This window comes from Acinetobacter sp. YWS30-1 (assembly GCF_033558715.1).
In the GTDB taxonomy this organism is placed as follows: Bacteria; Pseudomonadota; Gammaproteobacteria; order Pseudomonadales; family Moraxellaceae; genus Acinetobacter.
Genome location: NZ_CP114606.1, coordinates 2,325,432 through 2,344,755 on the forward strand (window position 1 = coordinate 2,325,432; position 19,324 = coordinate 2,344,755).

Here is a 19,324-nt window from a genome sequence, read left to right on the forward strand (position 1 = left end):
TTTTATTATAGAATCTTAGAAAATACGAGTTTTATCTTTTTCTGCTTTTGGCAATTTTGCTGCAATTTTCTGAGCAATGGCCATATAACTTTCAGCAGCATCATCTCCAGCAATCACTGAAGGCTTACCGGCATCGGCATTTTCACGAATCACTGCATTCAAAGGCAAGCGGCCGAGCAATGGAATATTGTATTGCTCTGACAGTTTATCACCGCCGCCTGTACCAAAGATCTGTTCTTCATGACCGCAGTTCGAGCAGATATGGGTCGACATATTTTCGACTACCCCCATCACTGGAATCTGCACACGGTTAAACAGTTCAATACCTTTAGTTGCATCCAGCAATGCCACATTTTGCGGTGTGGTCACAATCACTGCACCCGTTACCGGAATACGCTGAGCGAGCGTTAACTGGATATCACCTGTACCTGGTGGCATATCAATCATCAATACATCCAGATCTGGCCATAAAGTTTGATTGAATAGCTGCATCAAGGCACCTGTTGCTTTCGGACCGCGCCAAGCAACCGGCGTATTATTATCACCTGTTAAGTGACCAATCGACAGCACTGCCATACCATAGGCATCGAGTGGGACAAACTGTTCGGCTTCGATCATCGGGGTTTTGCCGGCATTGCCGAGCATCGTTGGAATACTTGGACCATAAATATCCGCATCCAGTACACCCACTTTCAAACCTAATTTTTGCAAAGCTAAAGCCAGGTTCACAGTTGTGGTTGATTTACCAACACCGCCCTTGCCTGAAGAGACCAGAATGACATTCTGAATGCGTGGATGTTTGGGTACATCTCGTTGCTGTGGAGCAGCTTTCTGGATCGGTGGATTATTTGGATCAGCTTCTGCTTGAGCTACGCTGCCTGAAGCATCAACTACAGGTGGCAGATTCGATTTTGAAGCAGCAGTTTGCGGCTGGCTGGAACAGCTCTCGCCTTCTGCATGATGATGTCCACAACCGCCTTCTTTTTTATGACCCGTCTTTTGCTGAATCACATGCAGGTTTAGTTCTTTAATACCGCATTTCTCTAGCGCATCCGCCAGTTCATCATGAATTTGCTGTAACTGCTCTTTTTCTTCCGGATAAGTATTAATGGTGATTTGCAGGATCTCACCTTGCACATTGACCTGAGTAATCCGGTCTTTCAGTGCATTACTAGAATTTGGCAAGATATAGTTTTGCAGTACGTTCTGCACAGCTTCTTCGTTCACCTCCTTGGAAGGCGAAAAAACCGATTTAAGCGAAGAAAGCCAGGACATAGGTTACTCCAAAAATATAGATAGACATCTGAATAGCTTAGTTTAACGAGGTTTTAGGCTCAGGTTAAGCAATCTGTATTCACAAGCCCAAAAGACAAATATGATTTCCAACTATTTTACTGGGTTTTAAAGGGTTACAGGGAAGAAAATTTATAAAGTCAGCATCACATCTTATTTATTGTTTTATATTATTGATATTTAAAATTTTAAAAAAATTAACTAGATAGTATCCATTAAAAAGCCACTTCATTCAAAAACTGAATGAAGTGGCTTTCAACATGAAATGATTATTTATGATTTTTATCTTGATCGGTCTTGTTTTGCCCAGATTGATCAGCCTTATCCTGATCCTTTTTAGCATCATCTTTATTATTGGTCTGATCTGAATTTTGGTTCTTATCCTTAGCCTCTTTAGATGAAGATTCCTGATCCTGCTTTTTCGAATCATCTGACTGAGACTGGTCATCGCCTTTCATTTTGGTCATGGTTTCAGCCGCCATCTGTTTCAACTCATTCAGTTTCGTAGCAGCTTCATTTACCAACTCACTAATTTTGACTTTGGTATCTTCAAACTTGTGTAGGGCTTCATCTTTTAAATTTGCCATACGATCCTGGTCAGTTTGACTTGCTGATTTATCTCCAGAACTTTGATCCTGTGCCTTTTTCGAATCATCTGAACCTTGCTCGCCATTTTTCTGGCTGTCTGATTTGCCATTTTTTAGCTCATTCAGAATCTTTTCGCCTTTTTGCAATAGCTCTTCACCAATTGCGATGGCTTTCGCTTTTAAGTCATCCATTTTGGTACTTTCAGCTTTTTTATCTGACTGGTCACCATGATTAGATTGGTCATTTTTAGACGCATCTTTTTGCTCTGATTGCTGATGACCAGATGCTTTAGAGTCTTGCTGATGATCAGACTTTTCATCAGCCCCATTTTTTTGGGCTTCTAGGACTTCTTCATGCTTCTGTTTATGCTGTTTATCAATCTCGTTTTGCTTCTGCTCTTGTTCAATCTTGTCATGCAGCTCTCGTGCATGTTGTTCTTTATCTTGATTCTGTTTTGAAGTACTTGTCTGGTTATTCTGAGTCATGAGTACCCTCCTAAGGCGTCATAATAAAAATGATCAGCCAAATTTTTAGCACAAAGCATGCAATAGCGTGGGTGAATTAAGCAAACTGCAACAAAGCCTGTACATGTTGTTGCTATTGATTGCAGGAAGTAGCATCAACTTATCTCAATCGAATTTTTACGGGCCAATTACCCGTCTATAGCCAGTTTTTGTATTCTGAATATTCAGCCTGATTTATTCCTTGTGCTTCTGTAAAAGCATTTCTTTGTAATCCCTTCTGCATCATGTAAAATTATGGCCCATTACATAATGAATACGAATGAGAGAGTGAATCCGTGCGTAAAATCCTAGTCACCAATGCCCTTCCTTACGCCAATGGCCCGATTCATATGGGTCACTTACTCGGCTATATCCAGGCTGATATATGGGTACGTGCGATGCGCGCGATGGGTCATGACGTGACGTATGTCTGTGCGGATGATGCTCATGGTACAGCGATCATGCTGCGTGCTGAGGCAAATGGCATTTCACCTGAAGCACAGATTGCCAATGTGCAAAAAGAACATATTCGTGACTTTGACGGTTTCGGTGTGCATTTCGATCATTATGACTCTACCCACAGTGATACCAACCGCGCCCGCGCTTCAGAAATCTATATCAAAAACCGTGAAGCCGGTAATATTGCAGTTCGCCCTGTAACCCAGTTATTTGACCCTGAAAAAGGCATGTTCCTGTCAGACCGTTTCATTAAGGGTACATGCCCAAAATGTAAGGCGGAAGATCAATACGGCGATTCATGTGAAGTTTGCGGTACAACTTACAACGCGACTGAATTATTAAATCCAAAATCGACTTTAAGCGGCGCGACTCCTGTTGAGAAATCTTCGGATCATTACTTCTTTAAACTGCCAAATTTTGGTGAATACCTGCAAAAATGGACTCGTGACGAAGGCCGTCTACCCGTATCTATCGCCAACAAACTGGATGAATGGTTTGACAATGGCTTGAACGACTGGGACATCTCACGTGATGCACCGTATTTCGGCTTTGAAATTCCTGATGCGCCAAACAAATATTTCTATGTGTGGGTGGATGCGCCAATCGGCTATATGTCGAGCTTCGAGAATTACATCAAAACTAAACGTCCTGATTTAAGCTTCGATGATTTCTGGAAAAAAGATTCTAAAAATGAAGTCTATCACTTCATTGGTAAAGACATCGTTTACTTCCATGCCCTGTTCTGGCCTGCAATGCTGGAAGGTGCAGACTACCGTACACCAACCGGTTTATTTGTGAATGGCTTCCTGACTGTAAATGGTCAAAAGATGTCTAAATCTCGCGGTACCTTCATTAAAGCTGAAACTTATTTACAGCATTTGAACCCTGAATACCTGCGTTATTACTTTGCTTCTAAACTTTCTGACAAGGTTGAAGATTCTGACCTGAATCTGGATGACTTCGTTCAGAAAGTGAATTCGGACCTAGTGGGTAAAGTAGTGAATATCGCCAGCCGTTGTGCAAAATTCATCAATACCAAGTTTGACAACAAGCTAAGTGCAACTTGTGCCGAGCCTGAACTGGTTCAAAGCTTTATTGATGCTGGCGATTCAATTGCCAAAGCTTATGAAACCCGTGAATTCTCGGCAGCGATCCGTGAAATCATGGCACTTGCAGATAAAGCCAACCAATACATTGATGAAAAAAAACCTTGGGCTTTAGCGAAAATTGAAGGCGAAGAACAACAGGTTCACGATGTGTGTTCTGTCGGTATTAACCTATTCCGTCAATTGGCTGTGTATTTAGCTCCAGTGTTACCAACATTGGCTGCTCAGGTTCAGGCCTTCCTAAAACTAGCTTCTTTCGACTTTGCTTCACGTACAGAAATCTTAACAGGTCATGAAATTGCATTGTTCCAGCCATTGATGCAACGTGTTGATCCGAAAGCTGTGGCTGCGATGGTCGATGCATCTAAAGATTCTTTAGCTGCACCTGCTGCTGAACCAGCAAAAGCTGAGAAGAAAAAAGAGAAAGCCAAAGAGAAGAAAGCTGAGCCTAAAGTCGGTGAAGCTGAAATCATCACCATTGATGACTTCATCAAAGTTGACCTGCGTGTAGCGGAAGTTCTGGATGCTGCAACGGTTGAAGGTTCTGACAAGCTTTTACAACTCACGTTAAATGTCGGTGAAGCTGAACCACGTAATGTCTTCAGCGGTATCCGTGAGTTTTATAAACCGGAAGACCTGAAAGGTAAACTGGTGGTGATGGTTGCGAACCTTGCTCCACGTAAAATGCGTTTTGGTATTTCAAACGGTATGGTACTTGCGGCTGGTAATGGCGAAGGCGTTTGGGTGATTTCACCTGAATCTGGTGCTAAACCGGGTGATAAAGTTTCTTAAGATTTAGGTCTTAGATAGAAGAAAAGCCTCTACTGATGTAGGGGCTTTTTACTTAGTCTAATAAAATAATACTCAGCCAATAAAAGTTCTTCATCTTTAATTTTTTTTACCATTTATACAATATATTTTCTTGTTTTTAAAAAATATATCTATAGAATTTAAACGCTTTTTTATTTTTAGAATTATTCGGGGTAAACATGAAAAAATTACTAGTTTCAGCTTTAGCAGCATCAACAATTGTATTCACAGGATGTTCAGTTCGTATGGCTGATATGACTGTAGCTTCAACGAAAAACTTCAACCTAAACTCAACTCAGTTCGTTAAAGGCGAACGCGTTAAAGGCGAAGATAAAGTTCCAGTAATTTTATTCCCTTTAGGTATTCCTAATTTCAAAACAGCAGTAGATCGTGCAATTGAAAAAGATCGTTGTGCAGTAGCACTTTCTGATGTAGTCATCACTCAACTAAATCAAGCATTTCTTGTAGGCCAAATTGGCTATCGCGTAGAAGGCACTCAAATTATTGACCGTTCTCAGCCTGAATGCAGTAAATAATTGCTTATTAAAAAAGCCTCTATCTTTAGAGGCTTTTTTACGTCGATCTATAAATCGGATAGCACTTATTTATCGAGAAAAAATTCCCAGATGACATAGCCAATGCCGAAGCCTAGCAATGAATATAAGGTAATAATGAAAAATACAAATGCTGCATTATTTTTCTTTTTCCAAAAACTCATAGCGATACCCAAGGCTGTTTGCAATACCCCATGTTAACGGGCTTTTTTATAAAAGTGAAATTTATCTAAGTATTTTATTTATAAAAATATTTTTAGATAAAAAATCTTTTATTTCCTTACAAAATCAATATACAGATTTGAACTGAATGCCTAGTACAGATATTCAATTTCTCCTCTCTTTTTTAAAAAGGTAAATATTTTTATATTCTATTTTCATGCTTTACATGCTAATACATAGCATAAACCTCATAACCATAAGAATTGCCATGAATATTTTAAAGACATCCCTTCTCACCTCTCTACTTTCATTATCTGTTTTGGGTATAAGTGTGAGTCAGGCTGCTGAACCTGCAACAATTGCTTCACCAAAACAAGTCGCCGGCTACTATCATCACCAAATTGGTAATACCCAGATTACGGCTCTGCTTGATGGTACAAACTACTTAAATCCATCGATGTTTAAAGGCTTAACTGATGCAGAAAAAACAGAAATTTTGAAGAAATATCATGCCGATCAAGCCAAAGGTATACAGACTTCAGTCAATGCTTTCCTGATTAATACAGGCAATCAACTACTTATGGTGGATAGCGGAGCTGCAAGCTGCTTTGGTACACACTTAGGGTCAATTTATAACAATCTCAAAGCATCGGGTTATCAGCCTGCACAAGTGAGTGGCATTTTCCTGACTCATCTCCACCCTGACCATGTTTGTGGCATTTCAAATAACGGCGCAGCAAATTATCCAAATGCCACCTTACATATTTCTAAAACCGAATATGACTACTGGCTGAGTCCAAATACCGTCAAAAAACTACCGAAAGACCAGCAGGAAAGTTTCTTAGGCACCGTAGAGAAAATTAAAGCAGCCCTTGCACCCTATGAAAAAGCTAAAAAAGTAAAAGTCTTTTCTGATAAATCTTTAGCCTTTGGGGGGGTCGAGTTTAAGCCATCCTTTGGTCATACCCCAGGGCATTACAGCTTTAAACTCAAAGCAGATGGCCAAGAAGTGGTTTTTGTGGGTGACATCGTCCATTCACATACCTTGCAATTCGACAAACCTGAAACAGCCATAGAATTCGATGTCGATCCTAAAACTGCGGTGCAAACCCGTTTAAAGCATTTTGCTGAATACGCCAAGCAAGGTCAGACCATTGCAGCACCACATTTACCCTTCCCTGGAATCGGTCATATTTACTCAAAAGATGGAAAGAGCTATCAATGGATTCCTGTGCATTTTAAAGATTAAATGAATACTTCAGAGATTTTAGCTCCGGATGAAACCCTAATTTATTAGGGTTTTATTTATTGGAGATATAGCTAATCAATAGTCTATATGACTTCTCAAATTTTAAAATATGATGGAATTTTGCAATTCAAAATCATCTTTCATTTAATTTTTTTAAATTTTTTCTTAAAAATCCTTTCACTTTTCATGTGCACCTTTAGCACACATTTTTAACATGCCATTTTCCCTGATAAAGCTAAATATCTAAAAAACAAAATATAAATTTAAATTTTATCTTTTCTTATGATGTCTTAGTTTGGTGCATAAAATTCTATTGTGCTTTATATCGAGTCTTGTCAGTTTCAAGAAATTCATTATCAAAATTTCCCTTGTTAGTAACTCTTTTCGAATCAGTTTGCCTCTATATACTGGATTTCTTTTGTGATTCTATGCACTAAATTGGAACACACAATGCAAAATATAGACTTATTATTTCTCCTTCTCGGTGCAGTTCTAGTGCTTGCCATGCATGCAGGATTTGCGTTTTTAGAACTAGGGACAGTTCGCCATAAGAATCAGGTCAATGCCTTAAGTAAAATTCTCACTGACTTTTCCCTATCTGCCATCGCTTACTTTCTGGTGGGCTACTATATTGCCTATGGTCAGCATTTTTTCCACGATGCCTCTACTTTAGCAGCCGATCATGGTTATAACCTGATGCGCTGTTTCTTCCTGCTGACCTTTGCCGCAGCTATTCCTGCGATTATCTCGGGAGGTATTGCTGAACGGGCTAAAATGCGTTCGCAGGCTTTAGCGACTTTATTTCTGGTGGCTCTGATTTATCCATTTTTTGAAGGAATGATCTGGAATGGCAACTTTGGTTTCCAGGACTGGCTGGCAAATACCTTCGGTGCCAACTTCCACGACTTTGCCGGCTCTGTGGTCGTGCATGGCATGGGAGGCTGGATTGCTCTGGCTGCAGTCGTTTTACTTGGTGCACGTAATGGTCGATATAAGAATGATGGCCGGATTACTGCACATCCACCATCATCTATCCCTTTCCTTGCTCTAGGCTCATGGATTCTGATTGTTGGCTGGTTTGGCTTTAATGTAATGAGTGCACAACGCCTGGATGCTATTTCCGGACTGGTTGCGATTAACTCTTTAATGGCAATGGTCGGTGGAACTATTGCAGCAAAAGTAGCGGGTAAAGATGACCCGGGCTTCTTGCATAATGGTCCATTAGCCGGACTGGTTGCCATCTGTGCAGGTTCTGATGTGGTACATCCACTGGGTGCATTATTTATCGGAATCAGCGCAGGCGTGATTTTTGTAAAACTATTCACCTATACCCAAAATAAACTTAAAGTGGATGATGTATTAGGGGTTTGGCCTTTGCATGGTGTATGTGGTGCTTTCGGTGGAATTGCTGTCGGTGTATTCGGTCAGCAATGGCTAGGAGGTATGGGCGGTGTTTCTATTATTTCACAGCTATTCGGCACCGTACTGGCGATTGTAGTAGCTCTGGTGGGTGGATTTCTGGTTTATGGTCTGCTGAAAGTGTTGATCGGTATTCGTCTGAGTCAGGAAGAAGAATTTACCGGTGCGGATTTATCTATTCACCGGATCTCGGCAAATTCGGAAGAAAATATTTTTTAAGAACCAAATTAAAAAAGCCCCGAATCATTGGGGCTTTTTTTATGGTCTGCGATAATTGGAAAATTACTTCATCCCAAAGATCAGCTTTAATCCCAGCACGGTCATGACCGCCCCTGCTGCACGGTCAAAACCGGCTTTAAACTTCAAATATACTCGACGTGGCTTTTCAGCAGAAAGTGCAACGGCCACCAGCGAGCACCAGCCTGCATCAATAAAGAAACATAAAACCGGTAATACAAAATAAAAGTAAGTTGGAATTTCTTTTGGCAAAAGCGCAGTAAAAATACTGGCCAATACAATGGCAATTTTTGGGTTAGATAATTGAGTAATCAAACCTGTCATATAAGCACGACGTAAGGACATCTGAGTTTGACTGTCATCGCCTGCATCGATTGGCTCTTTGGCATGCTTGATAATTTTAAAAGCCAACCAGAGCAGATATAAACCACCACAAATTTTAAGCGCCAGATAGGCAGATGGCACCGCCAGTAAAAATGCCTGCAAACCTAGAATTGCCAGCAGACCAAAAATAGCCGCCCCTGTTCCAGTACCTAAAGCTGTAAATAGGCCATGCTTACGTGAGATCGCAATTGAATTTTTCGCTACATAAATAGAAGTCGGTCCTGGGCTCATTGCACCTAACATGAGTGCAAAGGCAATTGAACCTAAAATCCAAAATGATTCCACGTGACCATCCAAACTTAAAATGAATGGCTTATTTTAAGTAAAAATAATTTATTTTGCTTTAATATTTCTACACAAATGATGCAATATTTGTGCGAAATCCGGCTATTTCTTCAATTGGTCTTGAGCGGTGAGGGATGAATCAAGCATCTTATAATCATGGTCATGCACCGGCACTCCGCCAATGATCATGCTTCGTGTATCAGTTTTAGGCTTATTCAAAGGATCATCGCAGCCAGATAAGCCTACTAAGAGCAATACACTTAAAATCGTACAGGATAGTATTTTCATTATTCTATCCTCCTCTAAGTTCCCTATAAGATTCAGATTAGCAAATTTGTTTAAATTTTCAGCATATGAATTGTGACAATCTACAAAATTTTATTCTTAGTTTAAGGAGCTCATGATTCTGCCATCCTGCTGATTCTATTTCGCTATAATTTGCTCATTCTTAGCTTATGAAAATACCATGTTTGAAAAAATCGCCCAGCATATTCCAGACCAGCGCATCTGGCTGAAAGACAGGTTTGTAACCATACGCCGTCTGGATCTGGTGCATCCGCAAATATCAGGCAACAAGTTTTTTAAACTGAAATACAACTTTCTGGAAGCACAGCAACTTGGCTTTAAAAAGCTGCTTACTTTTGGTGGCGCTTATTCCAATCATATTGCCGCAACGGCGTTTGCAACACGGCAGTTTGGCTTTGAGAGTGTCGGCATTATTCGGGGTGAGGAACTGGCCCATCAGCCTTTAAACCCCACTTTAGCGTTGGCACAACAATTCGGAATGCAACTGCATTTTGTGAGTCGTGAAGAATATCGACGTAAACAGGACGCTAATTATCTAACAGCGTTAGCACAAAAATTTCCTGTACATTGCATCATTCCTGAAGGCGGTACTAATGCATTGGCGATTCGGGGATGTCAGGAGATTCTAAAGGATGGTGACGCACAATTTGACGTGATCTGCTGTGCAGTAGGCACTGGAGGCACGATCACAGGTTTGATTGAAGCCAGCCAGCCTCATCAACAGGTATTAGGATTTTCTGCCTTAAAAGGCAACTTCCTGAATGAGGAGGTGGCTAAGCTGACCAAGAAAAGAAACTGGTCCATTCTCGATGATTATTGTTGCAGTGGTTATGCCAAAACCACTCCTGAACTGATCCAGTTTATACAGCACTTTGAAGCTGAATATGATATTCCCTTAGAGCAGATTTATACTGGAAAAATGCTGTTGGGAATTTCAAATCTGATTGAAAAAGGCTGCTTTCCACCAGAAACAAAACTGCTGATCCTGCATACTGGTGGACTACAAGGTCGAAATATTTAAATCGCTTAAAGTTCTGATCGAAACTTAAATGCCTATCGGATTATTTTCATTGAGTGCAATTAGCCCTTTGACCAGCCGATAGACATGCCAGACAAAGACCAGAAAAATAATCACAAAACCGATTAGAATCACGGTGAGCAGCCCACCTAGAATATAACCCAGCAAGCTGAACCAGAAGGTTTTAATCTGCCAGTCCACATGACTTTCCAGCCAGGTGCCCCGCATTTCATCACGTTTAATATAATTCATGATAATGGCGATTAATGGGGTTATTCCCAGGAAAAAACCCAGTAGATGAAGAATATAGCTGATCAGATTATATTGTTTGTATGCTGCCGTATCCGTCATAAATTATTCCTTTTCATTGTGATTATTTTTTAGGCATGACAAAACTATGCATGAATCCGCCAGCTGCTTCAAATTATTTATGATAAATATTCGCTAACACGTTGTAATTCGGGCAGCCCCCTTCAGGAATAGCCAAAGCTGAAATAAAATTGTCTATAATGCTCCCCTTTCTTCTCCCTTGAGTGTGTCATGTCTGTTCAGCAATACGATGTTTTGGTCATAGGTGCAGGTGCATCAGGTTTAATGACGGCCTATATGGCAGCACAACGTGGTCGTAAAGTCGTAGTCGTTGAAAAAGCCAATAAGGTGGGTAAGAAAATCCTGATGTCCGGTGGTGGCAAATGCAATTTCACCAACCTCTATGTCGAACCTGAAAATTTCATCTCGCACAATCCGCATTTCGTGATTTCAGCACTGAGCCGCTATACCAATTGGAATTTTATTGGCATGGTCTGCGAATATGGCATCGAGTATGAAGAACGTAAACATGGACAGTTATTCACCTTAAATGGTGCTAAAGAAATTCTGGCGATGTTGCTGTCCGAATGTGACAAGACCGGGCTGGTCGAAATCAAAACCAATTGCGAAGTGAAAGCCGTCAATACTGTGGACGATCAAGGATTTCAAGTAGCCACTTCTTTAGGATATTTTGAAGTGGAATCAGTTGTGGTTGCTTCTGGTGGCCTGTCAATTCCCACTCTAGGCGGTTCAGGCATCGGCTATGAGATTGCCAAACAGTTTGGACATCATGTCTATCCAACCCGTGCCGGTCTGGTGCCGTTTACTTTCTCGGATAGTTTCAAGGAAGTCACCACCCGTCTGAGCGGTAATGCAGTTGAAGCCACGCTGTCCAATGATTTAAACAGTTTTACTGAAGCTTTACTGTTTACCCATCGTGGCCTAAGTGGCCCTAGCTCCCTACAGCTGTCAAATTACTGGGATGTTGGCCAAAGCTTTAAGGTCGATTTCTTACCAAGTGTCGACCTGTTTGATTTCTTTAAATCTAAAAAACAGAGTCAGCCTAAAGTTCTGCTACGCACTCTATTGACCGAATATTTACCGAAAAGTGTAGTACTAGAATTACAGAATCTGATCTGGACTGAAGTAGCTGAAACACCCATTGGCAATATTAGTGATGACAAGCTGGAACAGATTGCCAAACGTTTAAGTGGCTTTGAACTGAAGCCTTCTGGAACTGAAGGTTACCGGACAGCTGAAGTGACTTTGGGCGGCGTAGATACAACCGAAGTTTCATCTAAAACAATGGAAAGCAAAAAGCAGAAAGGCTTGTATTTTGTGGGCGAAATACTGGATGTGACTGGTCATTTGGGAGGTTTTAACTTCCAATGGGCATGGTCATCAGCACATGCCGCATCGGAATATGTTTAATACAAAGATGATCTGGGAAGAGAAAATACTTCGCTTATTCCAGATAATCCGTTTTAAACAGGCTGAGATTGGCCGTATTTTCTAAACGGTCAATCGTCAGTTGCATTTTCTGAGCCGCTTCCTGCAGATGTAAGGGTACTTGATCTGCCATAGGTGCCATGAATTTATGCTGAAATGTTTTCCACATCTTATTGATCTCCTTTTTCTTTATATTTTTAATGCAAGAAAAATACCAAAATCATTTTAGTATTCACTTGAATATTCTATATTTTTTAAAAAAGAAATTCTATGTATAGTGACTAGGCAGTATTTCGACTTAGTTAAATTCGTCTGGATCAGGTATTTTCTTATCCAGCTCTTTTTCAGCCTGCTCATCCTGTTTGCTTTTCACAAAGACAAATCGATAAGCAGCCGTGAAAAAGCCAATGGTTATGCCTGCTATCACTAAGGGTGCTAACAGATTATTCGGTTTCTTGGCATTCATTCAGATTTCCTCAGGATTAAAAAAATCGACCACTCAAGCGTGGCCGATTTTGTTTAAATAGAACAGGTTAATTCGGGTCATCTTTTTTTGGATGACTATCGACATCCGGTTCTTCTTCACCTGTAGAACCAAATGGATTATTCGCTGGTGGATGAGTTGGATCAACTTGAAGCGAATCCGGTACAGCCTGATCGACATCTGGTGTCACCTGATCTACACCTGAAGCTTCATCATCCTGCGGTGCAGTGGTCAAGGTCGCTGGCGTACTATTGGATAAATTGGTACGCATCGGCGCATTGTCATCTTGTGATTGATCTTGCTTCGGCACAATATTTTCTCCTGTAGTTGAACTGCCTGCACCTGTAGTACCACTGACATCAGCACCTAAGCCTGAAGTCATGATATTAGTTTCATTTTTCAAAGGATTCGGCTCTTTAGCTTCTCGTTTAGCTTTATCGATCAAATCAGTCAGTACACGTTCTGCTGGTTGACGGCCACCGAGACCAAAGGCCAAGGCAAATGCCACAGCAACAGCACCCAGAGTTAAACCGAAGGCCAGATTCACGATCGAGTCAGCAATGCCCATGGCACGTAGACCCATCGCAATGACCAGACCCATGATCAGTACACGAACTAGGTTCGCTAACCAGCGTGAACTGTTATATTCACCACGTTGCACAATATTGGCAACTACATTGGCCAGCCAGAAGCCAATCACCAGGATCACAGCACCTAGCAGGATGTTTGCACCGAAGTAGATGAACATCGCGATCAGGCCACTCACCTGTTCAAAGCCTAAACGGTCCGCAGCTTCGGAAACTGCAAATAGCATGGTGAACAGTACAATCAGATAACCCACCAGACTTGATAGTTTGGTTTTGCCTAGGAAGCGTTGCAGATCCAGTTTAGCTGGAACCTCATCTACGCCTGTTCCGGCAACGACTTCAGTCACCAGACGTGCTACCAGTCTAGACACCACATAAGCCAGAATCAGAATCAGTGCGGCTGCAATGATATTTGGAATGGCATTCATGATCTCATACAGCATTGCAGTTGCTGGTTGAGAAATTGCTTCGATACCCAGTGCTTCAAATGCAATGATTAATGACGTAATAATTACAACTGCGAAGATGAATGAACCAATCAGTTGAGCGACATTCGAGTTTTTGAAAATGCCGACTTTTTCAGCTTGATGTTGAATATTCAGGCTGTTGAGCAAACCTTCAACTATACCGCGAACGATTTTTGCCAGAATGTATCCGACAAATACAATAACTGCAGCAATGAAGATATTAGGCAGATAACTTACAACATCAGTCAGCATGTTCTGCACTGGCAGTAATAAACCATGTAGACCTAGAATCGACAAGACGATTGGCAAGAACAGCAGTAAAATCAGCCAGTAAACAATTTCACTGATATTTTGGCTAATTGGGCTGACACCGACTTCGGCACTCAGCTTTTCATCCAGCTGGGTGCGATCAAGCATTTTTTGCAAGCCGACTTTGACCAGATTCGCCACAATCCACCCAACAAAGGCCACAGCAACAGCCGCCAGCAATTGTGGAATAAAGAGCAGGAACTGCTGGATCATATTACTGAACGGTCCGCTCACTGCTGTCAGATTCAACACGTTAAGCGCACCGATGACTGCAATAATCAGAATAATCCAGAACACAACACGAGCGATAATACTCTCGACATTAGAGCGATGTCCTGTCGCTGCATTTAAGTGTGTATTGGTCCCTAGTTTTTGCAAGATTTTTTTAACACCTGCCGAGACGAGTAATGCAATAATCCAACCTAGGACTAATATGGCAATTGCACTAAGAATTGGATGAAACTGATCCCAGTAGTACATGGCATCATAGCCACCACGTGGGCCTCTCATATAATCATTCATGTTTTCTGCCCTCTTTGTTATTACGCTATTTATCTGAATTCACGAGCTTATTTTTGAAATCTTCAGCTCTTTCCGATTGCTTATAAAGCTTGAACTTCCTGTGCTTAGCTTGCCTGGAGATACAGAACTTTGAAAAACATCACCACCTATTGCAAAAAAGCCCTAGTCATGAACCAGAGCTTTTTTTAACAATCTCAATTATTGGGTGGCCTGTTGAGCATCAGTTGCAGTGGCTTCTGCTGTATCTTGTGACATTTCGCCTACAGTGGCTGTTGCTTCTGTCATCGCATCATCTGCGGTAGCCATTGCTTCATTGCTTTCACCGCCTGGAGTAGTAGCCGGACTACCATTATTGGTAGGGGCTTCAGTCGCTGGTACTGGTGTATTAGGCTGGGTCGCAGGCGCATCTGGCTTCACATCTGCAAACATATAGAACAGGACTGCCAGTAAAAAGATACCGACCAAAATCAGGATATAGACAGGAATGCGCTTCTTCTGCGTGATTGCTGCCTGATCATGCAAAGGTGGTTTTTTATTAAAATCATCAACCATGACCATTCTCTCTCTTTCTTATTCATAAGTAGATTTTTATCATAACAAGCAGTTATCACAGCTTCTGTGACAAAAGATGGTGAGATAGTGAATGGATGTAAGTTATATGTATGAGTCTGATGAACTTGGTATTAGTTTCAAAAAGAGGCATTTTCTAGCCTGAACATACTATGGTCTTATGGTTAGAAACTCTCTTCCCAGACAGTTGATGCTGGCGGTTTTTAGATGATTTATCAGGAATTGAATTGCCTATAAAACAAACAACATACTACTATGATTTTATTAAATTTTAAGCACATTTTTAAGTAGGCTAAAACATGCTGTAAAAATACCGTTTTTCAATATACCTGCTACTTTGCGCAAAATACGTTATAATTATCCACCTTATTTTTCATGCACCCGAGTTTTATGGCGTATCGTCAACAGAGTGTATCGCTTGATCTTGACACTGACGTCACACATCAATGTGCTTTGCACTACACTCGTGATCAGCATCTGATTGGAATCATTGAATTTAGCAAACCGAGCTTTATGCTACGCTGGCAGGATCTGGAATATTTCCGCCGCCGTACTGAAGAAATGTCGGTAATGCCTTTTCCGGACTGCATTAATGCCATGGTCATTGATGTACGGAATGTTGCGGCTTGGCTAGATAATGACGTTCCGATTATTCCATGGCGCCTACTGGAAGAAGATTGTCCGGTACGTCTAGTTGTGCCTGCGGATCGGATCGAGCATTATGCCGGTTTCTTTGAGCCAACCTGGTTAACGACCGATACAGATACTGCCATTCAGGAAATTCGTGACTTTATGGATATGTTTGTACATTAATTCCTGAATAGCAAAAAACCTCCATATGGAGGTTTTTTTGTGCCTAAAACTCCTCCCTTTAATAAAAGGAGGTTGGGAGGGATTAAATTCGGTTTATTTAATTCTTTGTTTTTAAATTCACCCCGCCCCTTCTTTATTAAAGGAAAGGATTTATTCCCTCTCCTCTTAGGAGAGGGTTAGGGATAGGTAAATTATTTAAGACTCTTACCATTACGAAGCAATGCTGCTCACCTTTTAGAAAGGGAGGAACTCTAAAGGAATTACCAATAATTCTCTACCGCAATATTTCCTTCACCACGGCGGTTCATGGTCAGACCACGTGCTTTTAGCGCTTCTTTGGTATCTTCGACCATTTCCGGGTTTCCACAGAGCATCACGTGACTGGTTTCAGGATTAAGCTGGAGTCCTGCTGCCCGTTCAAGTTCCCCATTTTCAATCAAAATCGGTAAACGATGGTGAAGTGCTGCTTCAGGATCACGGGTAATGATTGGAATAAATTTAAAGCCAGTATAACCTTCGCCAAAGCTCTCGGCAATTTCCTGAATACGGTCGGCATAAGCCAGTTCGTCTTGCGTACGGACGCTATAAACCAGGTTAATATGTTTATATTTATTCCAGGTTTCAAAGTCTTGCAGCATGGATAAAAATGGTGCCAGACCTGTACCTGTGCCAAGCAGCCATAAATCTTGTGGTAATGGCAATTGATAACGTGCCAAAGTCAGATAGCCATAGGGAATTTTGTCTAAGTAGAGTTCGTCACCTACTTTAAGATGTTGTAAATTCGAAGTAAATTTCCCTTCCGGAACCACAATCGAAAAAAATTCCAGCGTTTCATCAAATGGTGATGACACGACTGAATATGCCCGAACGACCAGTTCATCCCCCACTTTCAAGCCAATACGCGCAAACTGTCCTGCCGTAAACTTGAAATGTGCAGGTCTGGTCATGGTGAAACTAAACAGCGTATTGGTCCAACGGTGTACAGATAAAACCTTTTCTAAGCTAAATTTTTCAATAGACATGATTCAAACGTGGCATCAAAGACTATGCTCATGGTAGCATGACAGCATAATTTATTAATATTTTTTAAATGTTAAGGCTCTATTCATGCGCATGACTTTACGCCAGTTGGCTGTTTTTGTAGCAGTTGCTCAAGAAGGCACCGTCACCAAAGCCAGTGATGCAGTCAAACTCACCCAAAGTGCGGCGAGTATGGCTTTAGCAGATTTAGAAGATGGTCTTGGCGCGCCTTTATTCGACCGTCTTGGTAAGCGTTTACAGCTCAATGACTTAGGTCGTTTTCTTCTCCCGCAAGCTCTTGAAATTCTTGGCCGCTGTGAAGCTTTCGAGCAGGCAGCCAAAGGTGAACTGCAAAGCATTGACCTTCGTCTCGGTGCAACGCTGACCATTTCCGACTATCTGATGCCAGACCTGATGGCGGATTTCCTGAAAATCCAGCCACAGGCTCACTTGCAACTTCAAGTCGGCAATACCCGTCAAATGATCGAAGCTGTAAATCAGTTCCAGCTAGATTTGGCCCTGATTGAAGGTTCTTGTCATTTACCGCAGCTGCAATGTATTCATTGGCGCGATGATGAACTGGCAGTATGCTGTGCGCCGGATCATCCTCTGGCTCAGCTAAACCGTCCGCTTACTGCTGAAGATTTTAAATCGGTTGAATGGATTTTACGTGAAGAAGGTTCAGGGACTCGTGAAGTCTTTGATAATGCCATTCTAAAAGATGTGCCTGATGCCAATATCCGTCTGACGCTAGGTCATAATGAAGCAATTCTGAAGATTGTGGCAGGTGGTTTAGGGATGTCCTGTATTTCCAAGCTGGCAATTGAACCTTTACAGGAAAAAGGCCAACTGGTGATTCTGGATACTCCATTCTGGTCACTCACCCGTCCTTTATTTATGCTGGTACACCGCCAGAAATATCAAGGCCCCGGTCTTAAAGCTTTTATGAAATTCTGTGAAGCTTAAAATTTTGTTGAAATAAAAAAGCGCCTAAGGGCGCTTTTTTATTACCTGAATAAATGTCTCTTACTAATTTCTTCCTTAAACTGTCTTTCACATGGAACACCGTCATGATTTCCATCCATCTGAGTACCCGGGCAATTTCGCAAAAAGAATACCGCTTCATCATAAGAGCGCATCTGGCTACAATGGGTTCTACCATCACATTGATAAGGTGAAGACACTGAAGTGGATGAGGCAGTACTTCTAATAGGAGTATTTGTGGATACCTCTAAATTCTTCCTTCCTTGTTCACTTAGGCCTTGTTCAGGTAAGTTACCTAAAGCAGCACGTTGTTCTGAAACAAGCCTTTTTTGTTCTTGCATTAAATGCTCAAGTTGCTGTTGCTTTTGTATTTTATAGTTTTGGTATTTTCCATAAACCAATACAGCAAGTATCACGATAATGATTAAACCAATGCCTGTAATCAATTTTGATAAAACTGAATTTTTAGGCTGACGATAAGGTACTGCTCTTTCGATCTGAAGATCATTATGTTGACTAACAATTTTTGAAGGTGTCTTTTGATATGAGATATCTAAACGAACAATATGATCTGCTTTAAACTTGCCTGCATCCTGTACTTTGAGAAACTTTAAACTTTCTCCAACTTTTGGTGGCACGTTCTTATTTGGGAAGTCTTTAATATGGAAGAATAAATCTTTTGACTCACCAGCTATCTCAATAAAACCAAAACCTCGTTCTTCATTATAGGTCTTGATCTTCCCCTCTAAAAACATAATTCACTCTACTGTTTGATATTTTTAATTATTGTATTCAAAAAGCGTTTTAAATTCTAAAATAAAAAAAGCACCATAAGATGCTTTTTTTATTTGAAGGATGAGACAAATATCTTAATAAATGAGAACCTAACTTAAATTTCTCCAAAAATTATAAATCCAATCGCTGTTACCAGAATCAACCAGAGTGTGGGACTAAAGAAAATAGTATTGCGTGCCGGATTGACTATTGCAGAAGTAGAAGCTAGAGATGGTAATACAACTACTTCAGAAACGAACTCTTCCTGATGCTTGATATCCAGACGTACCATATTCTCCAGCTGAATCGTATTTTGCTCTTCAATTATTCTAAATTTAAGTCGTTCTCCGACTTGAGGCGCGATTTCAGGTGAAGGTAGTTGATCTAACTGAAAATTAAGCTCCTGTGCATTATTTTTTAGTTCAATACTCCCAGTCCCACGTACAGCATCATAGGTTTTAATTCTTCCATCTGTAAACATGATATGTGTCCCTAGATCATTCAACAGATGCGTAGTTTATATGGAAGGGATTAAAGGATATTGTTGAGCTTTGGTGGGTATTTTATTGTTTTCGCAACATTTTATAAGGTTCTGATTACACAAGATTCCTACAACTTACGTAAACTCATAACTCAAATAAAAAAGAGGCTCTAGAGCCCACT

21 protein-coding genes are annotated in these 19,324 nt (G+C 40.9%); 8 read left to right on the top strand and 13 right to left on the bottom strand.

The features are described from left to right. Nucleotides 1–15: 15 nt before the first annotated feature. A complete protein-coding gene (apbC, locus tag O4M77_RS10955) occupies nt 16–1,275 on the bottom strand; it encodes an iron-sulfur cluster carrier protein ApbC (protein ID WP_159124392.1) in 1,260 nt (419 codons plus the stop codon). A gap of 287 nt (nt 1,276–1,562) precedes the next feature. Next, entirely contained in the window at nt 1,563–2,366 is an 804-nt protein-coding gene (locus O4M77_RS10960) for a hypothetical protein (RefSeq protein WP_166139310.1), read from the bottom strand. Nucleotides 2,367–2,680: 314 nt separating this feature from the next. On the opposite strand from O4M77_RS10960, the gene metG reads away from it, so the two are divergent. Together metG and O4M77_RS10970 are read left to right on the top strand one after the other, a co-directional pair. Further along, nucleotides 2,681–4,741 carry a methionine--tRNA ligase gene (gene metG / locus O4M77_RS10965; protein ID WP_166139312.1) on the top strand — a complete coding sequence of 687 codons (2,061 nt, stop codon included), beginning with the start codon at nt 2,681–2,683 and terminating at the stop codon, nt 4,739–4,741. Between the two features lie 197 nt (nt 4,742–4,938). Then, nucleotides 4,939–5,295 carry a hypothetical protein gene (locus O4M77_RS10970; protein WP_034581100.1) on the top strand — a complete coding sequence of 119 codons (357 nt, stop codon included), beginning with the start codon at nt 4,939–4,941 and terminating at the stop codon, nt 5,293–5,295. Nucleotides 5,296–5,360: 65 nt separating this feature from the next. Here the strand turns inward: O4M77_RS10970 and O4M77_RS15930 are convergent, their stop codons facing one another. Continuing rightward, on the bottom strand, nt 5,361–5,477 hold the full coding sequence (locus O4M77_RS15930) for a hypothetical protein (protein WP_373683639.1): 117 nt from the start codon (nt 5,475–5,477) through the stop codon (nt 5,361–5,363). Nucleotides 5,478–5,743: 266 nt separating this feature from the next. Between O4M77_RS15930 and O4M77_RS10975 the strand changes: the two genes are divergently transcribed. After that, nucleotides 5,744–6,724: an MBL fold metallo-hydrolase gene (locus O4M77_RS10975; RefSeq protein ID WP_159124395.1), complete on the top strand. Its 981-nt coding sequence runs from the start codon at nt 5,744–5,746 to the stop codon at nt 6,722–6,724. A 450-nt stretch (nt 6,725–7,174) separates the two neighbouring features. Continuing rightward, nucleotides 7,175–8,362: an ammonium transporter gene (locus O4M77_RS10980; protein ID WP_034702004.1), complete on the top strand. Its 1,188-nt coding sequence runs from the start codon at nt 7,175–7,177 to the stop codon at nt 8,360–8,362. Between the two features lie 63 nt (nt 8,363–8,425). On the opposite strand, the gene O4M77_RS10985 is transcribed toward O4M77_RS10980, so the two are convergent. Further along, nucleotides 8,426–9,049, bottom strand: coding sequence for a LysE family translocator (locus tag O4M77_RS10985; RefSeq protein ID WP_034702007.1), 624 nt, complete (start codon nt 9,047–9,049; stop codon nt 8,426–8,428). A gap of 102 nt (nt 9,050–9,151) precedes the next feature. Beyond that, the gene (locus tag O4M77_RS10990) at nt 9,152–9,337 is read right to left on the bottom strand and encodes an NF038215 family lipoprotein (protein ID WP_034702009.1); all 186 of its coding nucleotides are present in this window, start codon (nt 9,335–9,337) and stop codon (nt 9,152–9,154) included. Between the two features lie 178 nt (nt 9,338–9,515). Between O4M77_RS10990 and O4M77_RS10995 the strand changes: the two genes are divergently transcribed. After that, on the top strand, nt 9,516–10,376 hold the full coding sequence (locus O4M77_RS10995) for a 1-aminocyclopropane-1-carboxylate deaminase/D-cysteine desulfhydrase (protein WP_159124396.1): 861 nt from the start codon (nt 9,516–9,518) through the stop codon (nt 10,374–10,376). Between the two features lie 24 nt (nt 10,377–10,400). Here O4M77_RS10995 and O4M77_RS11000 read toward each other — a convergent pair whose 3' ends face one another. Continuing rightward, on the bottom strand, nt 10,401–10,724 hold the full coding sequence (locus O4M77_RS11000; protein ID WP_004785040.1) for a DUF4870 family protein: 324 nt from the start codon (nt 10,722–10,724) through the stop codon (nt 10,401–10,403). A 189-nt stretch (nt 10,725–10,913) separates the two neighbouring features. Here O4M77_RS11000 and O4M77_RS11005 point away from each other — a divergent pair, with 189 nt between their 5' ends. Further along, a complete protein-coding gene (locus O4M77_RS11005; RefSeq protein WP_323713464.1) occupies nt 10,914–12,113 on the top strand; it encodes an NAD(P)/FAD-dependent oxidoreductase in 1,200 nt (399 codons plus the stop codon). Between the two features lie 34 nt (nt 12,114–12,147). On the opposite strand, the gene O4M77_RS11010 is transcribed toward O4M77_RS11005, so the two are convergent. The 4 genes from O4M77_RS11010 to O4M77_RS11025 form a co-directional block, all read right to left on the bottom strand. Beyond that, nucleotides 12,148–12,300, bottom strand: a complete 153-nt coding sequence (locus tag O4M77_RS11010) for a hypothetical protein (protein ID WP_179992649.1) — start codon at nt 12,298–12,300, stop codon at nt 12,148–12,150. A 129-nt stretch (nt 12,301–12,429) separates the two neighbouring features. Continuing rightward, a complete protein-coding gene (locus O4M77_RS11015; protein WP_179992650.1) occupies nt 12,430–12,597 on the bottom strand; it encodes a hypothetical protein in 168 nt (55 codons plus the stop codon). A 67-nt stretch (nt 12,598–12,664) separates the two neighbouring features. Beyond that, the gene (locus tag O4M77_RS11020; protein ID WP_180105228.1) at nt 12,665–14,500 is read right to left on the bottom strand and encodes a mechanosensitive ion channel; all 1,836 of its coding nucleotides are present in this window, start codon (nt 14,498–14,500) and stop codon (nt 12,665–12,667) included. Between the two features lie 198 nt (nt 14,501–14,698). Further along, the gene (locus O4M77_RS11025) at nt 14,699–15,052 is read right to left on the bottom strand and encodes a hypothetical protein (protein ID WP_323713465.1); all 354 of its coding nucleotides are present in this window, start codon (nt 15,050–15,052) and stop codon (nt 14,699–14,701) included. A 408-nt stretch (nt 15,053–15,460) separates the two neighbouring features. Here O4M77_RS11025 and O4M77_RS11030 point away from each other — a divergent pair, with 408 nt between their 5' ends. After that, entirely contained in the window at nt 15,461–15,883 is a 423-nt protein-coding gene (locus tag O4M77_RS11030) for a hypothetical protein (RefSeq protein WP_005237048.1), read from the top strand. Between the two features lie 260 nt (nt 15,884–16,143). On the opposite strand, the gene O4M77_RS11035 is transcribed toward O4M77_RS11030, so the two are convergent. Next, nucleotides 16,144–16,905 carry a ferredoxin--NADP reductase gene (locus O4M77_RS11035; protein ID WP_323713466.1) on the bottom strand — a complete coding sequence of 254 codons (762 nt, stop codon included), beginning with the start codon at nt 16,903–16,905 and terminating at the stop codon, nt 16,144–16,146. Nucleotides 16,906–16,990: 85 nt separating this feature from the next. On the opposite strand from O4M77_RS11035, the gene gigC reads away from it, so the two are divergent. Continuing rightward, nucleotides 16,991–17,869, top strand: coding sequence for a LysR family transcriptional regulator GigC (gene gigC, locus O4M77_RS11040; RefSeq protein WP_180138928.1), 879 nt, complete (start codon nt 16,991–16,993; stop codon nt 17,867–17,869). Between the two features lie 41 nt (nt 17,870–17,910). Here the strand turns inward: gigC and O4M77_RS11045 are convergent, their stop codons facing one another. Then, on the bottom strand, nt 17,911–18,642 hold the full coding sequence (locus tag O4M77_RS11045) for a cold shock domain-containing protein (RefSeq protein WP_034702024.1): 732 nt from the start codon (nt 18,640–18,642) through the stop codon (nt 17,911–17,913). 134 nt (nt 18,643–18,776) lie between these two features. Beyond that, nucleotides 18,777–19,142: a hypothetical protein gene (locus O4M77_RS11050; RefSeq protein WP_004785062.1), complete on the bottom strand. Its 366-nt coding sequence runs from the start codon at nt 19,140–19,142 to the stop codon at nt 18,777–18,779. Nucleotides 19,143–19,324 lie beyond the last annotated feature (182 nt).

Bases quoted from the DNA above. Each gene is read 5' to 3' on its own strand.
- apbC (WP_159124392.1), bottom strand. From the start codon at position 1,275: ATGTCCTGGCTTTCTTCGCTTAAATCGGTTTTTTCGCCTTCCAAGGAG.
- O4M77_RS10960 (WP_166139310.1), bottom strand. From the start codon at position 2,366: ATGACTCAGAATAACCAGACAAGTACTTCAAAACAGAATCAAGATAAA.
- O4M77_RS10970 (WP_034581100.1), top strand. From the start codon at position 4,939: ATGAAAAAATTACTAGTTTCAGCTTTAGCAGCATCAACAATTGTATTC.
- O4M77_RS15930 (WP_373683639.1), bottom strand. From the start codon at position 5,477: ATGAGTTTTTGGAAAAAGAAAAATAATGCAGCATTTGTATTTTTCATT.
- O4M77_RS10975 (WP_159124395.1), top strand. From the start codon at position 5,744: ATGAATATTTTAAAGACATCCCTTCTCACCTCTCTACTTTCATTATCT.
- O4M77_RS10980 (WP_034702004.1), top strand. From the start codon at position 7,175: ATGCAAAATATAGACTTATTATTTCTCCTTCTCGGTGCAGTTCTAGTG.
- O4M77_RS10990 (WP_034702009.1), bottom strand. From the start codon at position 9,337: ATGAAAATACTATCCTGTACGATTTTAAGTGTATTGCTCTTAGTAGGC.
- O4M77_RS10995 (WP_159124396.1), top strand. From the start codon at position 9,516: ATGTTTGAAAAAATCGCCCAGCATATTCCAGACCAGCGCATCTGGCTG.
- O4M77_RS11000 (WP_004785040.1), bottom strand. From the start codon at position 10,724: ATGACGGATACGGCAGCATACAAACAATATAATCTGATCAGCTATATT.
- O4M77_RS11005 (WP_323713464.1), top strand. From the start codon at position 10,914: ATGTCTGTTCAGCAATACGATGTTTTGGTCATAGGTGCAGGTGCATCA.
- O4M77_RS11010 (WP_179992649.1), bottom strand. From the start codon at position 12,300: ATGTGGAAAACATTTCAGCATAAATTCATGGCACCTATGGCAGATCAA.
- O4M77_RS11015 (WP_179992650.1), bottom strand. From the start codon at position 12,597: ATGAATGCCAAGAAACCGAATAATCTGTTAGCACCCTTAGTGATAGCA.
- O4M77_RS11020 (WP_180105228.1), bottom strand. From the start codon at position 14,500: ATGAATGATTATATGAGAGGCCCACGTGGTGGCTATGATGCCATGTAC.
- O4M77_RS11025 (WP_323713465.1), bottom strand. From the start codon at position 15,052: ATGGTTGATGATTTTAATAAAAAACCACCTTTGCATGATCAGGCAGCA.
- O4M77_RS11030 (WP_005237048.1), top strand. From the start codon at position 15,461: ATGGCGTATCGTCAACAGAGTGTATCGCTTGATCTTGACACTGACGTC.
- O4M77_RS11035 (WP_323713466.1), bottom strand. From the start codon at position 16,905: ATGTCTATTGAAAAATTTAGCTTAGAAAAGGTTTTATCTGTACACCGT.
- gigC (WP_180138928.1), top strand. From the start codon at position 16,991: ATGCGCATGACTTTACGCCAGTTGGCTGTTTTTGTAGCAGTTGCTCAA.
- O4M77_RS11045 (WP_034702024.1), bottom strand. From the start codon at position 18,642: ATGTTTTTAGAGGGGAAGATCAAGACCTATAATGAAGAACGAGGTTTT.
- O4M77_RS11050 (WP_004785062.1), bottom strand. From the start codon at position 19,142: ATGTTTACAGATGGAAGAATTAAAACCTATGATGCTGTACGTGGGACT.